The organism is Streptomyces sp. NPDC025784, assembly GCF_055558435.1.
This window is the reverse complement of sequence record NZ_JBVHMN010000011.1, coordinates 37544-57731: the sequence shown is the minus strand read 5'-3', so window position 1 is coordinate 57731 and position 20188 is coordinate 37544. Positions and strand designations below refer to the sequence as shown.

Sequence of the window (20188 nt, the reverse complement as noted above, 5' to 3'; positions counted from 1 at the left end):
ACGCGGCTCGGCCCCCACCGGGGTGGGCGCCGGGCGGGCCGGCAGCCGGGGGTCGGCGGGGCCTAGAAGTTCCAGGACACCGTCGAGTCGAACTGCATGAACGCCACGAGGACCAGCAGGTCGGCGACGCCGAGACCGAGGCCGAGGAAGGCGCGTCCGCGGCGGGCCGTGCCGCGCCACAGGGCGACGGAGGCCAGGGCGATGGCGATCGGGCCCAGGAAGACGTTGAGGACCAGCAGGCCGAGGAGGCCGAGGATGAAGGAGGCGACGGCCATGCCGTCGGCGTCCCGGGCGGCGCTCCTGCGGGTGGCCTGAGCGGTGAGTTCCATGAGGTGGTTCAGCTCCCAACGATCGGTTGGTCGAGGTGGTCACCAACGGCCGGTCGGCGCGGGTGATGTGGCACCGACGGTCAGTTGGCGGAGGTGTGCCGGCGTCGGGCGTGGCGCTCGCGGACCGCGAAGACGGCCAGCCAGACGCCGATGACGGCGGCGGCGACGAGGGTGACGGGCAGCGGCGCGTGGGCCACGGAACCCATGACGACACCCAGCAGCAGGAGGGCGGCGACGAGGAACAACATGAGATGCCTCTCGTGGAAGTCTCGAAGTCCCGTCCCGGAGGTACCGGGCCTCGACGATGAGGCCCGAATGTTTCCGGGACTTGACGACTCAGTGAACGGTTGTAGTAACAGTTGTTCACTGACTCTGAAGTCTAGCGCGTCTCCCGGCTTTCCAATTACGGAGAACAGTTGTTAACTGCATGGCATGAGTCACACTCTCGGCATCCGCCAGGCCCAGAAGCAGAAGACCCGACAGGCGCTCCTCGACGCGGCGTTGGGCCTCCTGGAGGAGCAGAGCCTGAGCAGCCTGGGCCTGCGGGAGGTCACCCGCGCGGTCGGCGTCGCCCCGACCGCCTTCTACCGGCACTTCCGCTCGACGGCGGATCTCGGGGTGGCGCTCGTCGAGGAGGCGCTGGGCAGTCTGCACCCGATGATCGAGGACACCGTCTCCGCGGCCGGCGACAGTGACGAACGCATCACGCGGGCCGTCGATCTGATCGCCCGTCACGTCGAGCGGTATCCGGCGCACGTCCGCTTCATCGCTCGGGAGCGGCACGGCGGCGTCCAGCCGGTGCGGGACGCGATCCGGGAGCAACTGGCCCGGTTCGCCCAGGAGGTGAAGGTCGCGCTGGCCGAACACCCCGAGTCGAAGGGGTGGAACGACGAGGACCTGCTGATGCTCGCGGGCCTGTACGTCGACCATATGCTGATGGCGGCGTCGGCCTTCCTGGAGGCGCTGGAGGCGCCCGAGGCCGAGCGGGAGCGCGTGGCCCGCACGGCGAGCCGGCAGATGCGGCTGATCAGCATCGGCCGCCACCACTGGCTGGGGTGACGCGAGAGGCCATCACCGGCTGGGGCGAGGCCGGCCACCACCCGCCGGGGCGAGGCCGCAGGCCGGCACCGGCCGGGGCGAGGCGGGAGGCCATCACCGGCCGGGGCGAGGCGGGAGGCCGGCGCCGGCCGGGGTGACGCGAGACGCCACCGCGACCCGGGGCGACGTACGGGGGCGGCACACCCGTTCACCAGGTTCGCCGCCCCCGCCGTACGACGGCCCAGTGCGCGCCCCGGGTCACGCCCCCCTTCGGAGCGGGCCACCCAGGTCGCGGCGGCCGGGGTCAGCCCTGCGCCTGCTGTCCCTGACCGCCTCCGGGGCCGCCGCAGCCGCCCCGCCCGCCGCCCGCGCCGCCACCGGGCATCCCGCTCGGCATCCCGGAGGGAGCACCGGACGGCGCCTTGCCGGTGGGCATGGCCGACGGCGTCCCGGACGGCGTGGGCATTGCGGACGGCGCGCCGCCGGGCCGTCCGGACGGACCCCCGCTCGGCATGCCGGACGGCCGCCGGCAGCTCTGCCCGCCGGAGTCGCCGCCGTCCGAGGACGACGAGGAGTCGCCGGAGCCGCAGGCGGCCAGCAGCGGTGAGAGCACCAGCAGGGCGACAGCGGGGACGAGGGCACCGTGTCGTGCGCGACGGTTCATGAGGGCAACTCCCAAGCAGGTCAAGGGGACCGGTCGATGAGAACCGGATGAGCGGGGGCCAAGAGCACCAGATCCAGGTAGGCCCGCGCTGTGCCGGGGCTGTGTGTTGCTGTGGACGGGCGGCCCCGGCGTCGATCCTCAATCCCCCTCGTACACCGCGCGGACGGCGGCGGCCGTCGCGGCGAGCTCCGCACGGACCTCGGGCGGCGAGAGGACCTCCACCGCGTCCCCGAAGGCCAGCAGGGTGCGGGCCTCGCGGACCGCACCGCAGGACAGCCGGGCCACCACCCAGTCGCCCGTCCCGTCGTCCTCGGGCAGTTCCGCGAGCGTGGCCGCGTTCAGGCGCAGGAACAGATCGAGGCGGGAGCGCCGTACCCGGACCGTGACGTCGACACCGCCCGGACGCTCCTCCACCTGGCGGCGCAACACCTCCCAGGCGTCGGCGAGTTCGACTCCCGGCCGACGGCGCACCGGATCGGGCAGAACGGTCGCCGCGCGCACCCGGTCGGCCCGGAACAATCGCGGCTTCGCGCGCCGGTCGGCGACCAGGTACCAGACACCGGCCTTGGACACGAGTCCGTACGGGTCGACGGTGTACGTGTGCGCCTCGGGGTCCCCGCTGTGCCGGTACCGCAGCCGCAGCCGCCGGTCGGAGAAGACGGCGTCCTGCAATACGTCCAGGTCCACGGCCGGTTGCGGTCCGCCCTTCCAGCGGGTCGCGTCGACCAGGACGCGCCGGCTGGTCACCTCGGCGGCGGGCCGGTGCGGTGCGGGCAGCGCGGCCATCACCTTGCGCAGCGCGGAGCCGAGCGCCGCGTCCAGGCCGAGCGCGGCATGCGCGCCCTGCGCGGCGAGGATGAACAGCGCGCGGGACTCGTCGGCGGTCAGGCCCGTGACGTCCGTGCGGAATCCGGCGAGCAGTTCGATGCCGCCGTGCCGGCCGCGCTCGGCGTAGACCGGGACGCCGGAGGCCGACAGCGCCTCGACATCGCGGTAGACGGTGCGGACCGACACCTCCAGCCGGTCGGCGAGCTCGTGCGCCGGAACGCGGCCGCGGGTCTGCAGCAGCAGGAGGATCGAGAGCAGGCGGTCGGACTTCACGGGCCCCAGGATCGCGCCCGCCGGAAGCCCGTCGCAAATGTTGACGGAAACTGTCAGGTTATGCGGCGAGGCTGCGGGCACACCGAGACACGGAAGAGGTCAGCGATGAACGTCGATCCCCGCCCCCTGTACACCCGCACCGCCGAGCAGATCGCCGCCCTGGTCGGGACGGTGCGGCCGGAGCAGCTCGCGGGCCCCACCCCGTGCGCCGAGTTCGACGTGCGCACGCTGCTGTCGCACATCGTCGGCGGCACCCGTCGTATCGCGGTGATCGGGGCGGGCGGCGACGGGCTGGCCGTCCGGCCGTTCGCCGACGGGGTGCCGGACGAGGCCTGGAGCGCCGCGTACGACGGGGCCAGGGCCCAGGTCGACGAGGCGTGGGCGGACGACGCGCGGCTGGACGCCCTCGTCCGGGTCCCGTGGGGAGAGGCGCCCGGACGCCAGGCGCTGTCCGGCTACGTCATGGAGGCGGTCACCCACACCTGGGACCTCTCCGACGCACTCGGACGGCCGCTCGCACTCGACCCGGAACTCGCCGAGTTCGCGCTCGCGGTCGCCCGGCAGGTGCTGCCCGACGCGCGGCGGGAGGATCCGGAGCTGCCGTTCGGCTCGGCGGTGCCGGCCCCCGAGGGGGCCGACGCCTACGAGCGGCTGGCGGCCTGGCTGGGGCGGTCGCCGCTCAGCCGAGCCTGACCCGGGCGAGCTGCCGGGACTGCGCGACCAGCCGGTCCTCGCTGTCCCAGACCTCCGCGTCCTCCTCCAGGAAGCCGCCGGCCAGGTTGCGGGTGGTGATCGAGACGCGCAGCGGGCCGGGCGCGGGGCGGGAGCGCACGTGCACGGTCAGCTCGACCGTGGGCACCCAGCCGGAGAGGCCGATCTCGAAGGCCGTCGGCGGCAGCGCGTCGACCGCGAGGAGCAGCGAGAGCGGGTCGGCGTCGCGGCCGTCGGCGAGGCCGAACCAGGCACGCATCTCGCCCTTCCCGGACGGCGCGCCGAGCGCCCAGCCCAGGGTCGAGGGATCGAGCTTGAGGAACAGCCGGTCGGTGATCGCGGAGCTGCCGGGGACCGGTGCGGGGGCGTCCTGCGGGCCGAAGCACTGGTCCATCGGCGGGATCGCGGGCGGCCGCGCGGTCGTACGGACGTCGTCGGGCAGGGCGTCGAGGTCGCCGTACGAGGCGAGTACGCGGATGCGCTCGACCTCGCGGCCCTCGTCGTCGTACTGGAAGAGGGAGGCCTGGCCGGTCGACAGGGTCCGGCCGGTGCGGACGACGTCCGTGCGGACCACCGCCGGTCCCGGCTGGGACGCGGTCAGGTAGTGCGCGGAGATGGTGAACGGGTCGGCGTGCGGCAGGGCGTCCGCGAGCGCGCGGCCCAGGACGGCGAGCAGGTAGCCGCCGTTGACGGCGTTGATGATCGTCCATCCGGCGGAGAGGTCGATGTCGTAGACGCCGGGCTCGCGCAGGGTGACCGCCGTGTCGCGGTCGAACTCGCTGTCGCCGATCGTGGCCCGTACGGCCTGTACCGAAGCTGCTTCTGCCATGCGTGAACAGTACAACAGGAAATTACTAAGCGGTAGCTTTTCATGTTGCGCTCGTGCGACATCGTCACCTCGGCCGGCCTCGGACCGACCGGAGCCGCCCCCGTCCTACGGGGTCTCCTCCTCCGTCACCGTCGAACGACGGTTCCAAGCGCGCGGGGCCCGCCAGTGGTACCGCATCGCCAGCAGTCGCAGGACGAAGGCCGTGACGACCGCGAGGCCGCTGGTGAACGGGGTCAGCACGTCGTAGTAGATGCACAGCACGACCATCGTGGCGCCGACCATCGCGGGCACCGCGTACAGGTCGCGGTCCCAGCGCAGCAGCGAGGGCACCTCGTTGGCGAGCACGTCGCGCAGCACACCGCCGCCGACCGCGGTGGCCAGGCCGAGCGCGGCGGACTGCGGAAGACCGAGCCCGTACTCGTAGGCCTTCGTGGTGCCCGCGACGCAGAACAGGCCGAGACCGGCCGCGTCGAAGACGTTGACGCCGACCTGGATCCGCTCGACATGGGGGTGGAGGAAGAAGACCAGCAGGGCGGCGAGCAGCGGAGTGCTGAAGTAGCCGAGGTCGGTGAACGCGGCCGGCGGCACGGCGCCGATCATCAGGTCCCGGAACAGCCCTCCACCCAGCGCGGTGACCTCGGCGAGCACGGCGATGCCGAAGACGTCGAAGTTCTTGCGGACGGCCAGCAGCGCGCCGGAGATCGCGAAGACGAAGATCCCCACGAGGTCGAGCACATGCTGGACGGAGGGGCTGAACAGTTCCTGAAGCACCCGAACATTCTCACCTGCCGACGGGCCTGAACCTTACAAAGCAAGGCCCGAGACAGGTGATACGGCCTACACCACCGGCTTGCCCGTCGTGTAGATCCACGTCTGGAAGAGATCGTCGAGCTGCTGTCCCGAGATCTTCTCGGCGAGCCGGACGAAGTCGGCGGTGTTCGCGTTGCCGTAGCGGTGCAGCTTCGTCCAGGCGGGCAGCAGCTTGAAGAACGCCTGGTCGCCGATGCGCTCGCGCAGCATCTGGAGCGTCATCGCACCACGCTGGTAGACCGCCGAGGCGAACATCGTGTCGCGCTGCGGGTCGGCGACCGTGATCTGCCAGAAGGAGGAGTCCGCCGGCCGCGCGTTGTACCCGGCGAGGAACGAGTCGTGCGCCGAGCGGATGCCCTTGTGCTCGGACCACAGCCACTGGGCGTAGGTGGCGAAGCCCTCGTTGAGCCAGATGTCCTTCCAGCGCTCCACCGAGACCGAGTCGCCGAACCACTGATGGGCCAGCTCGTGGACGATGGTCGACTCGGAACGCACGGCGGAGTACGCGGGCTTGGACTGGACCTCCAGGGAGAACCCGGCCTGCGGCATGTCGTCGACGATGGCGCCGGTCTCCTCGAAGGGGTAGGGGCCGAAGACCTGCGACCAGTAGTCGGTGGCCTCGGCCGTGACGCCGTACACATCGACGCTGTTGCTGTTCGCGAGCACCGGGTCGATGGCGACGTAGACGGGTGTCCCGGCCGGGGTCTTCCCGGTCTTCACGTCGAACTTGCCGATGGTCGCGGTCGCGAGATACGTGGCCATGGGCCGGCTCTCCCGCCAGTGCGCGACGGTCTGGCCGCCCTTGTCGTACGTCGAGACGAGGCGGCCGTTGGAGACACCGGTCAGACCCTTCGGGGCCTTGATCCTGATGTCGTACGTCGCCTTGTCGGACGGGTGGTCGCTGGACGGGAACCAGGTGGAGGCGGCGTTGGGTTCGCAGGCGACGAAGACGCCGTCGGTGGTCTTCATCCACCCGTAGTCGGAGCCGAAGACGATGGGGCCGTTGAGGGCTTCGGGGACGCCTCCGTAGGTGACGGTCACCGTGAAGGTCCTGCCCTTGGGCAGAGTGCCGCGCGGGGTGATGTGGATCTCGTCGCCCGCTCGCGTGAAGTCGGCGCGTCTGCCGTTCACCTCGACCTTCGTGACGTCCAGCTTCTGGAGGTCCAGATCGAAGGCGGACAGGCTCTGGGTGGCGCGGGCGGTGATGGTCGTCCGGCCGTCGAGGCGGTCGGTGTCCGGGTTGTAGGCCACGTCGAGGTCGTAGTGGCGGGCGTCGAAGCCGCCGTTGCCCAGTTGCGGGAAGTAGGGGTCACCGATGCCGTCGGCGCCCGGGGTCGGGGCGGAGGAGGCGGCGATGACGAGGAAGGAGGCCGCCGCGGTGGCGAGGGCCCCTAAACGTGCCGAACGGGAGAGTGCCATGAGCGTCCCTTTCGAACGTGTTCCGAACTGACGGACACGCGAGACTCTGCACTCTCCCGTTCAGGCATGTTCATGACTTTGCCAAGTCGTCACGGCCTACTTGCCGGTTGACTCCTGACGATCGGATTCCGCGGCCTCGGGCTTCGCCTCGGCGTCGGTCTCCGACCCGGCGTCGGTCTCCGACCCGGCGTCGGAGGACTCGGCCGGGGCCTCCTCCGCGTCGGCCTCGGACGCGGCCTCGGCCTCGGCGTCGGCCTCGGCGTTGGCGTCGGCCTCGGCGTTGGCGTCGGCCTCGGCGTTGGCGTCGGCGTCGGCGTCGGCGTCGGCGTCGGCGTCGGCGTCGGCGTCGGCGGAAGCCTCCGCGGCCTCGTCGCCGGCGGCCTCGGCCACCGTCTCCGCCTCGGCAGAAGCCTCGGCTTCCCCGGAATCGGCGTCGGCGTCGGCGTCGGCCTCGGCGTTGGCGTCGGCCTCGGCGTTGGCGTCGGCCTCGGCGTTGGCGTCGGCGTCGGCGTCGGCGTCGGCGTCGGCGTCGGCGTCGGCGTCGGCGGAAGCCTCCGCGGCCTCGTCGCCGGCGGCCTCGGCCACCGTCTCCGCCTCGGCAGAAGCCTCGGCTTCCCCGGAATCGGCGTCGGCGTCGGCGTCGGCGGAAGCCTCAGTCTCGGCGTCGGCCTCCGCCTCGGCGGGAGCCTTCTCCGCGGCGGCGGTGGCGGTCTCCTCGGCGGCGGCGCTCTCCTCCGCGGCGGCCTCGGCCGTGGCCTCGGCAGAACCCTCGCCGCTCTCGGCCGGCGTCTCGGCGGCGGCCGGAACGACCAGCTCCACCGCCTCCTTCGCCACCGACAGCAGCACCGTGTCCTGCGGCGCCTGGTCCTCGGCGTTCTCCGGGTGGTGGCAGGCGACCCGCTGACCGGGCCTCAGCTCCACGAGCACCGGCTCGGTCGTCCTGCAGACCTCCGTGGCCTTCCAGCACCGGGTGTGGAAACGGCAGCCGCTCGGCGGGGCGATCGGCGAGGGCACGTCGCCGCGCAGCAGGATGCGCTCGCTCTTCGCGCCCCGGCGCTTGGGGTCCGGCACCGGCACGGCCGACATCAGGGCCTTGGTGTACGGGTGCATCGGCGCCTCGTACAGCGAGGTGCGGTCGGCGAGCTCGACGATCTTGCCGAGGTACATCACGGCGATGCGGTCCGAGACATGGCGGACGACGGACAGGTCGTGCGCGATGATCACGTACGTGAGGCCGAGTTCCGACTGGAGGTCGTCCATCAGGTTCACGACCTGCGCCTGGATCGACACGTCCAGCGCGGACACCGGCTCGTCCGCCACGACCAGCTTCGGCTTCAGGGCGAGCGCGCGGGCGATGCCGATGCGCTGGCGCTGACCGCCGGAGAACTCGTGCGGGTAGCGGTTGTAGTGCTCGGGGCTCAGACCCACCAGCTCAAGGAGCCGCTGGACCTCCTTCTTCACACCGCCCTCGGGCTCCACGCCCTGGAGCCGGAACGGCGCCGAGACGATCGAGCCGATGGTGTGCCGGGGGTTCAGCGACCCGTACGGGTCCTGGAAGATCATCTGGATGTCCCGGCGCAGCGGGCGCATCTTCGAGGCACCCAGCCGGGTGATGTCCTGGCCCTCGAACTCGATGGTGCCGCCGGTCGGGTCCTGGAGCCGGGTGATGACCCGGCCCATGGTCGACTTGCCGCAGCCGGACTCGCCGACGACGCCGAGCGTCTCGCCCTTGCGGACCTCGAAGTCGATGCCGTCGACGGCCTTGACCGCGCCGACCTGGCGCTGCAGGACGCCCTTCCGGATGGGGAAGTGCTTCTGCAGCCCCTGGACCCGGAGCAGGACCTCACGGTCGTCCGAGGACTTCGCGCGGTCGTCGGGGGCGGCCGCCTGCTGCGGGATCGCCGCGTCGGCGGCGTCCGTCTTCTTCGTCTCACTCACAGCTTCGGCGCAATCTCTTCGGTCCAGATCCGCGTGCGCTCCTCCTGCGAGAGGTGGCAGGCGGTGTAGTGGCCGCTGTCAACCAGCTGCAGGTCGGGGCGCACGGTGCGGGTGACATCGCCCTTGGGCAGGTCCGCGTACGGGCAACGCGGGTGGAAGGCGCAGCCCGAGGGGACGTTGATGAGGCTCGGCGGCTGTCCCTTGACGGGGATGAGCCGCTCGGACGTCTCACGGTCGATACGGGGCATCGAACCGAGCAGACCCCAGGTGTAGGGGTGCTGCGGCTGCTCGAAGACCCGCTCGGCGGTGCCGCGCTCGACACACCGGCCGCCGTACATCACGAGGACGTCGTCGGCGATCTCGGCCACCACACCCAGGTCGTGGGTGATGAGGACGACCGCGGAGCCGAACTCCTTCTGCAGATCGCGGATGAGGTCGAGGATCTGCGCCTGGACGGTGACGTCGAGGGCGGTCGTCGGCTCGTCCGCGATGAGCAGCTCGGGGTTGTTGACGAGCGCCATCGCGATCATCGCGCGCTGGCGCATACCGCCCGAGAACTCGTGCGGGTAGCTGTCGACGCGCTTGCCCGGCTCGGGGATGCCCACGCGGTCGAGCATCTCGATCGCCCGCGTGCGGGCGGCCTTCTTGCTGACCTTGTGGTGGTTGCGGTACGCCTCCACGATCTGGTTGCCGATCGTGTAGTACGGGTGCATCGCCGACAGCGGGTCCTGGAAGATCATCGCCATCTCGCGGCCGCGGAGCTTGCGCACCTCGTCCGGGTCGGCGTTGACCAGTTCCTTGCCGTCCAGCCAGATCTCGCCCGACATCTGGACGTTCTTGCCGCGCGCGCCGAGGCGGTGCAGGCCCATGATCGCCAGCGAGGTGACGGACTTGCCGGAACCCGACTCGCCCACGACGCAGAGCGTCTTGCCCTTCTCCACCGAGAAGCTGAGCCCATCGACGGACTTGACCAGACCGTCGTCGGTCGGGAAGTGCACCTTGAGGTCGCGCACTTCGAGGAACGCCGTGGGAGGGTCCGAGGGCGAGGAGACGGGCTCGCCGACAGCGGCGCCGGTCTTGGAAAGTTCGGTCACGAGAGCCTCACCCGCGGGTCGGCGGCTGCGTAGAGCATGTCCACCAGAAGATTTGCCACGACGACGAAGAACGCGGCGAGAAGAGTCACGCCGAGGATCTTCGGCAGGTCGTTGTCAGTGATGCCCTGCACGGCGTACTGCCCGATGCCGTGCAGCGAGAACACGGACTCGGTGATCACGGCACCGCCGAGCAGCAGACCGAGGTCCATGCCGAAGACGGTGATGATCGGGGTGAGCGCGGCGCGCAGTCCGTGCCGGACCACCACGTTGCGCTCGCGCAGGCCCTTGGCACGGGCCGTGCGGATGAAGTCCTCGTTCATCGTCTCCAGCATGCCCGAGCGGGTGAGCCGCGCGTAGATGGCGGAGTACAGGAGCGCGAGAGAACACCACGCGGGGAACAGGGTGTTGGCCCACTGCGCCGGGTTCTCGGTGAGCGGGACGTACGTGCGGCCGAAGATCGGCCAGTTGACGGTGAAGAGCAGCAGTGCCAGGTTGCCCGTGAAGAACATGGGCAGCGAGACACCGGCGAGCGCGATGCCCATGAAGGTGCGGTCGAAGATCGAACGCGGCTTGAGGGCGGAGATCACACCCGCCGCGACACCGGACAGCAGCCACAGCACCGCGGCACCCGCGGCGAGCGAGAGGGTCACCGGCAGACGCGAGGTGAGGTCCGGCCAGACAGCCTGGTGGGTCTTGAAGGAGTACCCGAAGCACGGCGCGTCGCAGTGCGCCGTGGTGGGACCCAGGTCATAGGTGGCGCCGCTGACGATCCCCTTGATGAAGTGCCAGTACTGGACGTAGACGGGCTGGTCCAGACCGAGGTTGTGCTTGACCGCGATGATGTCGGCCTTCGTCGGGCTCTTCCCGATGTACTGCTGCGCGAGCTGGTCGGCGGTCTGGCCGGCCAGTCTTGGCAGCAGGAAGAAGATGGCGAAGGTGACCGCGGAGACGACCAGGAGCAGGATCGCTGCCGCTGCCGTCCGACGGAGGATGTACGAGATCACGGGGATCGGCGCTGGTGCCCGCGGGCTGAGCCCGCGGACACCAATGCCTTCACCTGCCTTCCGGGGCTGCTACTTCTTCGTGGTGCCGATGTTGAGGTAGTCGTACTGACCGCTGAAGGCCGCCGTGGAGACCAGGTTGGTCGCGTACTTCGGGCGGGCCAGCAGAACCTTGAAGTAGGTCAGCGGCACGAGGACGGCGTCGTCCATGGTCTTCTTGTCGATTTCGGTGTACAGGGCGTTGCGCGCGGCGTCGTCCTGCGTGCCGATCGCCTTCTCGAGGAGGGCGTTGACGTCCTTGTTGTCGTACTGCGACAGGTTGGTGTTACCCGAGGCACCGATCGCGGAGCCGTTCAGGATCTGCTGCAGGAAGCCGTAGCCGGAGGGCCAGTCGGCACCCCACTGCATCATGATCAGGCCGATGTTCTGCTTCTCGGTGAACTTCGGGACACCCGCGTAGTCGGTGAAGTACTTGCCCGACGGGTACTGCTTCAGGGTGGCGTTGATGCCGGCCTTCTTCAGCGACGCGATGATCGCGGTGGCCGCGTCGATCTCCTGCGGGCGGTCGCTGCGCGCGGAGATGTTGGTGCTGATGGTCGACTTGCCGCAGGCCTTGAGCTGGTCCTTGGCCTTGGCCGCGTCACCCTTGTTGCCGGCGGACGCGTAGACGTCCGACTTGGCGTAGCCCGGGATGTCCGGCGGGAGGACGGTGGAGGCGATGTCGCCGCGGATCGGGCCGCCCTCGGCGGTCTGCACCGAGACCTTGTCGATCGCGAACTGGACGGCCTTGCGGCACGCCACGTTGTTGAACGGCTTCACCTTGGTGTTGATCGCCATGTAGACGAGACGGCCACCGTAGGTGTTGTCCGTGTCGGCCTTCTTGTCGGCGGAGCTGAGCAGCTGCGCCTGGGTCGCGGCCTGGACACCGGTGCCACCGAGGTCGATCGCGTCGCCCGCGAGGACGTCCTTGTCGATCGTCTCGGCGTTGACCTTCAGGTTGACGACGATCTTGTTCGGGTACTGCTTGCGCAGCGGGTCCGTCTTGGCGTCCCAGTTCTCGTTGCGCACGAGGACGGCCTGCTTGCCGTCGGAGTAGCTCTGGAACTTGTACGAGCCCGAGGACACGATGTTCTTGACGTAGTCGACGCCGTTGTCCTTGGCCTGCGGGACCGGAGCCGTCTGCGGCGAGGCGACCAGGTAGTCGAACTCCTGGAAGGCCGTCTTCAGGTGGAACACGACGGTCGTGTCGTCGGGGGTCTCGATCGACGACAGGCCCTTGGCGCTCTTGTCCTTGTAGGGGCCCTTGTACTTGTCGCCGCCCTTGAGGAACTGCTGGAAGTAGTTGGGGCCGAGGGAGAGCACGTCACGCGCGAAGTTGGAGCGCTCGACCGCGTACTTGACGTCCTTGGACGTGATCGCGGTGCCGTCCTGGTACTTCAGACCCGCACGCAGCTTGTACGTCCAGGTCTTGCCGCCGTCGCTCGGGACGCCCTTGCTCTCCGCGAGGTCCGGGACGAGGGTGTTGCCCTTCTCGCCGGCGCCGGGCTGGAACGTCATCAGCGGACGGGCGTACAGCCGGCTGAGGTTGTACATGTACGCGTAGTACGTGTTGCCCGGGTCGAAGGAGTCCGGCACGTCGGAGTACTCGTACGTGACCGTGCCCCCCTTCTTCGTGGAGGCGTTGACGACGTCCTTGGTCGCTGCGTTGGCCCCAGCTGATTTGGTGGTGTCGTCGTTCTTGTTGTCATCGGCCTTGCTGCAGCCTGCGACGAGCAGACTCGCGGAGCCGATGGCCGCAACTGCGGCCAGCGCTGACCTTCGCATGATGGGCGGGTTCCCCTCCATTGTCGGAAACTTGATGGGCTCTCGGTGTGCGTCAGGCATCAACGGCTGCGCGGGTCGAGAGCGTCACGGAGACCGTCGCCGAGCAGGTTGAACGCGAGGACGGTCACAAAGATGGCGAGGCCGGGGACGATCATGAACTGAGGGTCGACCTCGTAGTAGTTGACCGCTTCCCTGAGCATGCCACCCCACGATGCCTGCGGCGGCTGGATGCCGACCCCGAGGAAGCTCAGGGAGGCCTCGAAGAGGATGTTGGTCGGGATGAGCAGCGTCGAGTAGACGATGATCGGGCCGACCAGGTTGGGCAGCAGCTCCCGGAACAGGATGTACGGGCCCTTGGCGCCCATGCCCCGGGAGGCGTCCACGAACTCTCGCTCGCGCAGGGCAAGGGTCTGACCGCGCACGATCCGGCCCAGGTAGGGCCAGTTGAAGAAGCCGATCACGAAGATCAGCACGCTCAGGTGGAGCGGGAGCCCTTCGAGGCCGAACGCGCCGCCCTGCAGGGTGGCGGAGATGGCGATCGCGAAGAGCAGGAGGGGGAAGGCGAGGAAGGTGTCCATCAGGCGGCTGATGATCGAGTCGACCCGCCCGCCGTAGAAGCCCGCGACGACGCCGAGGATCGCGCCGATCACGTTCGACAGGATGGTGGCGCCGAAGGCGACGACCAGCGAGACCCAGGAGCCCTCCAGGAGGCGGGTGGCGAGGTCGCGGCCGAACTTCGGGTCCACACCGAGCGGGTGGTCCGCGCTCATGCCGCCCATCCCGCCCTTGGGCAGCGAGGTGTTGGCGTCGATCAGATCCTGGTTGAAGGCGTTCGGGTCCAGACCCAGCAGCGACTGGATGGGCCGGGCGAGGATGGCCATCAGGATGAGCAGCACGACGATGACACCGCCGGCGACCGCCACCTTGTCGCGCTTGAAGCGCGTCCAGGCGATCTGTCCCAGGGAACGGCCCTCGATCTGCCCCTTGCCGACTCCGGCAAGCACAGCCTCTGGCTGCGCTTCCGATGCCGCCGCGGTGGTCTCGATCGGTGCGGTCACAGTGACCCGACCCCTCTCGCCGGTGGTGACCGGCCTACGCCTGCCGCTGTCTGCGGCTTGGTTCACTTGCGTGCCGGGAGGTCGGCCGCAGATGGTGCGACCTGGTGACCCGGCTGATCGTTCGACTTGCACTCGCTCACAGGATCGATGACCCCATGTCTGATGGGCGAGTCTTCAGTGCCGCCACGATCACGTGCCAGGTCTGATGGAGAAAGTATGCGCAACCGTGATGCTCTTAAGGGGATTCCGTTATCCGAACAGTGGGTAACGCGAGGCGGACAGGGGGCAGTTGCGCCGGAAGGGGCCATGACGCCCTCTTTCGGTACGCGTCCACCCCAACCCGGACAAGCATCCCTTACGCCGGTTCCTCTGCAGGTCAGGCCCAAGACACTGCCGCGGAGAACGCCTGCGCGACCGCTGGGCCACGGACGGCGGGCCGCCGGCGTGCGCCGTCAGTATCCACCTCGGGCCGGCGGATAACCGTAGCCGCCCGCCAACGGCGCCTGGGCCGGGGCCGCGTGGGCCTCACGGTCGTAGAACGGCCGGGCGTTGGCCCGCAGCCACATGGCGACCGGGTCGTACTCGTCGGACATCGCCACGGTCGAGACGGGCAGCCCGTCGGGGACCGCGCCGATGGACTGCTGCATCATGGCGCGCACCGAGTCGACCGCGGGCGGCGAAGTGTCGTACACGTCAAGGCCGATGGCGAGATAGGGCGCCCCGAGGGCCGGCTGCACCCAGGCACGGCGCAGCGACCGCACGGCGGAGGTGCGGTGCGCGTTCTGCGTGAGCAGGGCGTAGAACTGCGGGATCTCGATGCCCGGTTCGGACAGCCGCAGCGGTCCGGCGGGCTGCCGCTCCAGGCCCGCGGCGATGCGCCGCAGGTCCAGCCAGGGGATGCCCATGCCGCCGCCGGGCGCGTGCGGATTGAGCCAGAGGCCGAAATGGTCGGGGTAGAGGGTGCGGGCGACGTCGAGGCCGTCGACCACCTCGTACGAGCGGTTCCAGCCACTGGCCGAGAGCTCCTGGGCGGAGGTGACGCACGGCGCGTAGCCGAAGCCGTCCACCTCCATGTTCCCGTACTGGGCGTCCGGGGACCCGGCCTGGCCGTGCCACAGGAGCATCCAGACCTGACCGGACGACGGGGTCGCGAGCGCGCGAAGGAGCGCCTCGTAGGCGTCGTAGCGCCCGGGGGTCACCTGGCGCAGCATGTGCTCGACCTGCCCGGCCGCGGCCGTGCCCGACGCGCTCACCCTCAACCGCCCCTTCGCGAACAATTCACGACGAACTCATCCAATACGCCCGAGCCACCGGTGACGAACCTGCGTCAACACCTCGACCGAGCCATGAAACCAGCTTAAGCGGCGATCCTGACAGCGACTTGACGCACGGCGTCACGGGTCTCCGTGGTGTCACCGCTCACGCTCGTGCCGGGGTCAGTACTCGCGCTGGTAGAAGGGCCGCACCTGGGCGCGTATCCAGTCGCCCACCGGGTCCTGGGCGACGTCCAGGAGAACCAGGTTCACGGCGTGGCCGACCGGGACCCGGCCGAGAGCACGGCCCAGCGCGTCGAGCGGGAGCGTGCGGGCGTCGCCCTCCCACTGGGAGAGCTCGACGCCGATGAACATCACCGGGGCGCCGCCCTCGATGCTGGCCAGGCAGCGGCGGGCGCTGAGCACGACGCCGGTCCCGGCGAACTCGGCCGACGCGGCGGACAGGAAGTCCACCGGGTCGTCCTGCCAGTCGGGCTCGAACAGCCGCACCCGGCCGCCGCTCGCCGGCCCGTCCAGCGGGGTCCGCCCCGCCCGGCACAGCTCGGCCACCGCGATGGGCGGCAGGGGTACGCCGACCACGCCGTCCGGGTTGATTGCGATGCCGACCTGGGGCGGCAGGCCCCGGGCGAACTCGACGGCGGGCGCGATCGTGTACGACAGGTGACCGCCGGTGACCTGGCGGAACTGCTCCTCGGAGCTGAACACGGGGACGTACGCCTGGCCCTCGATCTCCAGCGTCGGCAGGTCGAGGGGGCCGCTGTGCGGACCGCCGCCGTTCGGCAGGGGCACCCAGACGAAGCTGCGGCCGAGGACCTCGATGATGCGGGCACCGGCCGAGGGCACGCCGAGCGAGGCGGACAGCACCTCCTCCAGCTCGTTGCCGGGCCATCCGCCGTGCGGATGGGGGTGCGCCTGTGCCGGGAAGTCCATCTGTCTACCGCCTGCTTCGAACCACTGTTCCGGCTGGAAAGATTAGTGGGCGTCGGTGACGGCCCGGCCGTCGAAGTCGATCCGGCGCAGCACGCCCGCCGCCTCACGGTCGATGAGCACCGCCGAGCCGCAGCCCTCGGGCAGGTCGCCCTTCTCCACGGCACGCAGCAGCCTGGCCACGGCTCCGCGATGCCGTGCGAAGGCGTAGCGCGAGACACCGCGGCCCCGGTCGTGCTGGCCCCGGAGCGCCGTGCCGGGCGGGACGTCGAGCAGCAGCAGGTGCAGCGAGCCGCCCCGGCGCCGGGCCTCGCGGGCCAGCCAGCGGCGCACCCAGGCCTGCGTGCCGCAGTCGTGCACGACGACGCCGGCGCCGGAGCGCAGCGCGCGACGCAGCCCCGCGTAGTGCGCGAGGCGGACGAAGGGGCGGTAGACCGCGTACGGCAGCCATCGGGCCCTCCCGGCGTCCCAGCGGTCACGGGTGTCCTGGGAGTCGATGCGCGGGCCCGTGACGGCCCGGCGCATCAGGGTCGACTTGCCGCTGCCGGGCAGCCCCGTGACCACCACGACGTCGGACGCCCCGAAGAGCAGGCCGTGCGGGCTGTGCCCGGCGCGTGCCCTCAGGTCGCGGACGACGGCCGCCGGGAGCGGGCCGCACGCCTCCCGGGCCGGGGCGCCGGGCTGCTTGGGCAGGGCAATTCCCGAGGTCGTCGCGTACGCCGTGGTCCTGTTCACCGTGATCGTCCTCCCCTTGGGTGTGGAGTCCCATCCCCGTCGAGTGTAAAGAGAAGGTAATGCGTCGTCTCTCTCGTTTCCGTACTCGGACTGCCACAGGCCGGTTACAGATGCGGACTGCCCCGATCGGACGGCGCGTGCAATGATGTGCGCGCCAACTGCATACCGGCCGCTTGAATCCGCGCGGGAGAGTCCTGGGGCACGAGTTCCCGGGCGCCGAAGGAGCAAGTCCCTCCCTTGAATCTCTCAGGCCCCGTTACCGCGCGGGCGAGGCACATCTGAAAAGCGGGCCGCTGACCAGTGGCTCCACCCAAGGTGCAAGTCACGACCACCGTTTCGTGGGGTCGTGGCGAACCTCTCAGGTTCCGATGACAGATGGGGAGGAACGACCTCGCCGTCATGCCTTGGGAGCCCCACCGATGAGCAGCAACGCACCCCGTCACACCGCGCTCGATGCCCTGCATCGCTCGCTCGGCGCGACGATGACCGACTTCGCAGGCTGGGACATGCCCCTGCGGTACGGCTCCGAGCGCGACGAGCACCTCGCCGTCCGCACGAAGGCCGGTCTGTTCGACCTCTCGCACATGGGCGAGATCACCGTCACCGGGCCGCAGGCCGCCGCCCTGCTGAACTACGCCCTGGTCGGCAACATCGCCTCCGTCGGCGTCGGCCGCGCGCGCTACACGATGATCTGCCAGGAGGACGGCGGCATCCTCGACGACCTGATCGTCTACCGGCTCGCCGAGACCGAGTACATGGTCGTCGCCAACGCCTCCAACGCCCAGGTGGTCCTCGACGCGCTCACCGAGCGCGCGGACGGGTTCGACGCCGAGGTCCGCGACGACCGCGACGCGTACGCCCTGATCGCCGTACAGGGCCCCGAGTCCCCCGGCATCCTCAAGTCGCTCACCGACGCCGACCTGGACGGCCTGAAGTACTACGCGGGCCTGCCGGGCACCGTGGCCGGCGTCCAGGCGCTCATCGCCCGCACCGGCTACACCGGTGAGGACGGCTTCGAGCTCTTCGTGGCGCCCGCGGACGCCGAGCGGCTGTGGCAGGCGCTCACCGAGGCGGGCGCCCCCGTCGGCCTCGTCCCCTGCGGCCTGTCCTGCCGCGACACGCTGCGCCTGGAGGCCGGCATGCCGCTGTACGGGCACGAGCTGACCACCTCGCTGACGCCCTTCGACGCCGGGCTCGGGCGGGTCGTGAAGTTCGAGAAGGAGGGCGACTTCGTGGGCCGCAAGGCCCTGGAGGCCGCCGCCGAGCGGGCCGAGAAGAGCCCTCCGCGGGTCCTCGTCGGCCTGATCGCCGAGGGCCGTCGCGTGCCGCGCGCCGGGTACACCGTCGTCGCCGACGGCACGGTGATCGGCGAGGTCACCTCGGGCGCCCCGTCCCCGACGCTGGGCAAGCCGATCGCGATCGCGTACGTCGACGCCGCGCACGCTGCGCCCGGGTCCGCCGGTGTCGGCGTGGACATCCGGGGCAGCCACGAGCCGTACGAGGTCGTGGCCCTGCCGTTCTACAAGCGCCAGAAGTAGGCACCGGGCGCGCGACGGACGCCATGGGCACCGGAAGGAAGCGGACCGAGCGAGCGCCGCGGGGGTACCCGCGCGCGTTGGTGCGTGACCTGTGCCCCGGCGTGCCGTCTCGTATCCCATGACCACCCCTCCCCCGGGTTTCCGGCTTCGTCCGGGCACGGGGTACCCCCGACATCAGCAGTCCCCCGCGTACAGGAGAATTCAGGCCATGAGCAACCCCCAGCAGCTGCGCTACAGCAAGGAGCACGAGTGGCTGTCGGTCGCCGAGGACGGCGTCTCGACGGTCGGCATCACCGAGTTCGCGGCCAACGCGCTCGGCGACGTCGTCTACGCCCAGCTTCCGGAGGTCGGTGACACGGTGACCGCGGGCGAGTCCTGCGGCGAGCTGGAGTCGACCAAGTCGGTCAGCGACCTCTACGCGCCGGTCACCGGCGAGGTCGTCGAGGCCAACCAGGACGTGGTGGACGACCCGTCGCTGGTGAACTCCGCCCCCTTCGAGGGCGGCTGGCTGTTCAAGGTACGCGTCACGGACGAGCCGGAGGACCTCATGTCCGCGGACGAGTACACCGCTTTCACCGCCGGCTGAGGAGTCACCGCATGTCGCTTCTGAACACGCCCCTTCACGAACTGGACCCGGACGTCGCCGCCGCCGTCGACGCCGAGCTGCACCGCCAGCAGTCCACCCTGGAGATGATCGCGTCGGAGAACTTCGCTCCGGTCGCGGTCATGGAGGCCCAGGGTTCGGTCCTCACCAACAAGTACGCCGAGGGCTACCCCGGCCGCCGCTACTACGGCGGCTGCGAGCACGTCGACGTGGTCGAGCAGATCGCCATCGACCGCATCAAGGCGCTCTTCGGTGCCGAGCACGCGAACGTGCAGCCGCACTCGGGCGCCCAGGCCAACGCGGCCGCGATGTTCGCGCTGCTCAAGCCGGGCGACACGATCATGGGTCTGAACCTCGCGCACGGCGGGCACCTGACCCACGGCATGAAGATCAACTTCTCCGGCAAGCTGTACGACGTGGTCGCCTACCACGTGGACGACGAGACCGGTCAGGTCGACATGGCCGAGGTCGAGCGCCTGGCCAAGGAGTCCCGGCCGAAGCTGATCGTGGCGGGCTGGTCGGCCTACCCGCGTCAGCTCGACTTCGCGGAGTTCCGCCGCATCGCCGACGAGGTCGGCGCGTACCTCATGGTCGACATGGCGCACTTCGCCGGACTGGTCGCCGCGGGCCTGCACCCCAACCCGGTGCCGCACGCCCACGTCGTCACCACGACCACCCACAAGACGCTGGGCGGCCCGCGCGGCGGCGTGATCCTCTCGACGGCCGAGCTGGCCAAGAAGATCAACTCCGCGGTCTTCCCCGGTCAGCAGGGCGGCCCGCTGGAGCACGTGATCGCGGCCAAGGCCGTGTCGTTCAAGGTCGCCGCCTCGGACGAGTTCAAGGAGCGCCAGCAGCGCACGCTGGAGGGCGCCCGCATCCTGGCCGAGCGCCTCGTCCAGGACGACGTGAAGGCCGTCGGCGTCGACGTCCTGTCCGGCGGCACGGACGTGCACCTGGTCCTGGTGGACCTGCGCAACTCCGAGCTGGACGGGCAGCAGGCCGAGGACCGCCTCCACGAGGTCGGCATCACGGTCAACCGCAACGCCATCCCCAACGACCCGCGTCCGCCCATGGTCACCTCCGGCCTGCGCATCGGCACGCCCGCCCTCGCCACCCGCGGCTTCCAGGCCGAGGACTTCACCGAGGTCGCGGACATCATCGCCGAGGCGCTCAAGCCGTCGTACGACGCCGCGTCCCTGAAGGCCCGCGTGTCCGCCCTGGCGGACAAGCACCCTCTGTACCCCGGCCTGAAGTAATTTCGTACGCTTTCTGTCGTACGTTTTGGTTCGTACGG

Annotated in this window: 19 protein-coding genes, 1 pseudogene and 2 riboswitches; of the genes and pseudogenes, 5 read left to right on the top strand and 15 right to left on the bottom strand. The window is 70.3% G+C overall.

The annotated features are described in order from the left end of the window. Positions 1–62: 62 nt before the first annotated feature. Together ACZ4IF_RS24430 and ACZ4IF_RS24425 are read right to left on the bottom strand one after the other, a co-directional pair. Entirely contained in the window at positions 63–329 is a 267-nt protein-coding gene (locus tag ACZ4IF_RS24430) for a DUF4190 domain-containing protein (protein WP_095936802.1), read from the bottom strand. Positions 330–409: 80 nt separating this feature from the next. Continuing rightward, complete coding sequence (locus tag ACZ4IF_RS24425) at positions 410–577, bottom strand: hypothetical protein (protein WP_095936801.1); 168 nt, start codon at positions 575–577, stop codon at positions 410–412. 184 nt (positions 578–761) lie between these two features. Between ACZ4IF_RS24425 and ACZ4IF_RS24420 the strand changes: the two genes are divergently transcribed. After that, positions 762–1388 carry a TetR family transcriptional regulator gene (locus ACZ4IF_RS24420; RefSeq protein WP_359501558.1) on the top strand — a complete coding sequence of 209 codons (627 nt, stop codon included), beginning with the start codon at positions 762–764 and terminating at the stop codon, positions 1386–1388. A gap of 283 nt (positions 1389–1671) precedes the next feature. On the opposite strand, the gene ACZ4IF_RS24415 is transcribed toward ACZ4IF_RS24420, so the two are convergent. Continuing rightward, a complete protein-coding gene (locus tag ACZ4IF_RS24415) occupies positions 1672–2031 on the bottom strand; it encodes a hypothetical protein (RefSeq protein ID WP_467566153.1) in 360 nt (119 codons plus the stop codon). A 138-nt stretch (positions 2032–2169) separates the two neighbouring features. Further along, positions 2170–3132 carry a helix-turn-helix transcriptional regulator gene (locus ACZ4IF_RS24410; protein ID WP_467566150.1) on the bottom strand — a complete coding sequence of 321 codons (963 nt, stop codon included), beginning with the start codon at positions 3130–3132 and terminating at the stop codon, positions 2170–2172. Positions 3133–3237: 105 nt separating this feature from the next. Between ACZ4IF_RS24410 and ACZ4IF_RS24405 the strand changes: the two genes are divergently transcribed. After that, positions 3238–3825, top strand: coding sequence for a TIGR03086 family metal-binding protein (locus ACZ4IF_RS24405; RefSeq protein WP_467566147.1), 588 nt, complete (start codon positions 3238–3240; stop codon positions 3823–3825). Here the strand turns inward: ACZ4IF_RS24405 and ACZ4IF_RS24400 are convergent. The 11 genes and pseudogenes from ACZ4IF_RS24400 to ACZ4IF_RS24350 all read right to left on the bottom strand — a co-directional run bounded on the left by ACZ4IF_RS24400 (position 3812) and on the right by ACZ4IF_RS24350 (position 16758). Next, positions 3812–4672, bottom strand: a complete 861-nt coding sequence (locus tag ACZ4IF_RS24400; protein WP_095936797.1) for a thioesterase family protein — start codon at positions 4670–4672, stop codon at positions 3812–3814. The genes ACZ4IF_RS24405 and ACZ4IF_RS24400 overlap by 14 nt on opposite strands. A 105-nt stretch (positions 4673–4777) precedes the next feature. Further along, complete coding sequence (locus ACZ4IF_RS24395; RefSeq protein WP_028805301.1) at positions 4778–5443, bottom strand: trimeric intracellular cation channel family protein; 666 nt, start codon at positions 5441–5443, stop codon at positions 4778–4780. A 66-nt stretch (positions 5444–5509) separates the two neighbouring features. Beyond that, the gene (locus tag ACZ4IF_RS24390; protein ID WP_467566143.1) at positions 5510–6901 is read right to left on the bottom strand and encodes a M1 family metallopeptidase; all 1392 of its coding nucleotides are present in this window, start codon (positions 6899–6901) and stop codon (positions 5510–5512) included. A 486-nt stretch (positions 6902–7387) separates the two neighbouring features. After that, positions 7388–8839 (bottom strand): annotated as a pseudogene (locus ACZ4IF_RS24385) (ABC transporter ATP-binding protein); the annotation flags it as partial. Next, positions 8836–9933, bottom strand: a complete 1098-nt coding sequence (locus ACZ4IF_RS24380; protein ID WP_467566140.1) for an ABC transporter ATP-binding protein — start codon at positions 9931–9933, stop codon at positions 8836–8838. The gene ACZ4IF_RS24380 and the pseudogene ACZ4IF_RS24385, both read right to left, overlap by 4 nt. Next, positions 9930–10937, bottom strand: coding sequence for an ABC transporter permease (locus ACZ4IF_RS24375; RefSeq protein WP_359501568.1), 1008 nt, complete (start codon positions 10935–10937; stop codon positions 9930–9932). The genes ACZ4IF_RS24380 and ACZ4IF_RS24375 overlap by 4 nt, the downstream gene beginning before the upstream one ends. A gap of 69 nt (positions 10938–11006) precedes the next feature. Further along, entirely contained in the window at positions 11007–12758 is a 1752-nt protein-coding gene (locus ACZ4IF_RS24370) for an ABC transporter substrate-binding protein (RefSeq protein ID WP_467566137.1), read from the bottom strand. 59 nt (positions 12759–12817) lie between these two features. Next, positions 12818–13816 carry an ABC transporter permease gene (locus ACZ4IF_RS24365; protein WP_359501572.1) on the bottom strand — a complete coding sequence of 333 codons (999 nt, stop codon included), beginning with the start codon at positions 13814–13816 and terminating at the stop codon, positions 12818–12820. Positions 13817–14268: 452 nt separating this feature from the next. After that, positions 14269–15069: an enhanced serine sensitivity protein SseB C-terminal domain-containing protein gene (locus tag ACZ4IF_RS24360; protein WP_467566134.1), complete on the bottom strand. Its 801-nt coding sequence runs from the start codon at positions 15067–15069 to the stop codon at positions 14269–14271. Positions 15070–15252: 183 nt separating this feature from the next. Continuing rightward, positions 15253–16020 (bottom strand): enhanced serine sensitivity protein SseB, encoded by a 768-nt coding sequence (locus tag ACZ4IF_RS24355; RefSeq protein ID WP_467566131.1) that lies wholly within the window; start codon positions 16018–16020, stop codon positions 15253–15255. 42 nt (positions 16021–16062) lie between these two features. Next, positions 16063–16758 (bottom strand): AAA family ATPase, encoded by a 696-nt coding sequence (locus ACZ4IF_RS24350; protein WP_467566689.1) that lies wholly within the window; start codon positions 16756–16758, stop codon positions 16063–16065. Between the two features lie 168 nt (positions 16759–16926). Then, positions 16927–17024, top strand: a riboswitch (glycine riboswitch). After that, a riboswitch (glycine riboswitch) is annotated at positions 17025–17137 on the top strand. 34 nt (positions 17138–17171) lie between these two features. Between ACZ4IF_RS24350 and gcvT the strand changes: the two genes are divergently transcribed. From gcvT to glyA, 3 genes are all read left to right on the top strand, one after another. Next, positions 17172–18290, top strand: a complete 1119-nt coding sequence (gcvT, locus tag ACZ4IF_RS24345; protein WP_467566129.1) for a glycine cleavage system aminomethyltransferase GcvT — start codon at positions 17172–17174, stop codon at positions 18288–18290. 208 nt (positions 18291–18498) lie between these two features. Next, positions 18499–18876 (top strand): glycine cleavage system protein GcvH, encoded by a 378-nt coding sequence (gcvH, locus tag ACZ4IF_RS24340; RefSeq protein ID WP_028805312.1) that lies wholly within the window; start codon positions 18499–18501, stop codon positions 18874–18876. An 11-nt stretch (positions 18877–18887) separates the two neighbouring features. Further along, positions 18888–20150: a serine hydroxymethyltransferase gene (gene glyA, locus ACZ4IF_RS24335; protein WP_345656993.1), complete on the top strand. Its 1263-nt coding sequence runs from the start codon at positions 18888–18890 to the stop codon at positions 20148–20150. The last annotated feature ends 38 nt before the right edge of the window (positions 20151–20188 follow it).

Bases quoted from the DNA above. Each gene is read 5' to 3' on its own strand.
- ACZ4IF_RS24425 (WP_095936801.1), bottom strand. From the start codon at position 577: ATGTTGTTCCTCGTCGCCGCCCTCCTGCTGCTGGGTGTCGTCATGGGT.
- ACZ4IF_RS24355 (WP_467566131.1), bottom strand. From the start codon at position 16,020: ATGGACTTCCCGGCACAGGCGCACCCCCATCCGCACGGCGGATGGCCC.
- gcvH (WP_028805312.1), top strand. From the start codon at position 18,499: ATGAGCAACCCCCAGCAGCTGCGCTACAGCAAGGAGCACGAGTGGCTG.
- ACZ4IF_RS24390 (WP_467566143.1), bottom strand. From the start codon at position 6,901: ATGGCACTCTCCCGTTCGGCACGTTTAGGGGCCCTCGCCACCGCGGCG.
- ACZ4IF_RS24400 (WP_095936797.1), bottom strand. From the start codon at position 4,672: ATGGCAGAAGCAGCTTCGGTACAGGCCGTACGGGCCACGATCGGCGAC.
- ACZ4IF_RS24415 (WP_467566153.1), bottom strand. From the start codon at position 2,031: ATGAACCGTCGCGCACGACACGGTGCCCTCGTCCCCGCTGTCGCCCTG.
- ACZ4IF_RS24430 (WP_095936802.1), bottom strand. From the start codon at position 329: ATGGAACTCACCGCTCAGGCCACCCGCAGGAGCGCCGCCCGGGACGCC.
- gcvT (WP_467566129.1), top strand. From the start codon at position 17,172: ATGAGCAGCAACGCACCCCGTCACACCGCGCTCGATGCCCTGCATCGC.
- ACZ4IF_RS24370 (WP_467566137.1), bottom strand. From the start codon at position 12,758: ATGCGAAGGTCAGCGCTGGCCGCAGTTGCGGCCATCGGCTCCGCGAGT.
- ACZ4IF_RS24420 (WP_359501558.1), top strand. From the start codon at position 762: ATGAGTCACACTCTCGGCATCCGCCAGGCCCAGAAGCAGAAGACCCGA.
- ACZ4IF_RS24405 (WP_467566147.1), top strand. From the start codon at position 3,238: ATGAACGTCGATCCCCGCCCCCTGTACACCCGCACCGCCGAGCAGATC.
- glyA (WP_345656993.1), top strand. From the start codon at position 18,888: ATGTCGCTTCTGAACACGCCCCTTCACGAACTGGACCCGGACGTCGCC.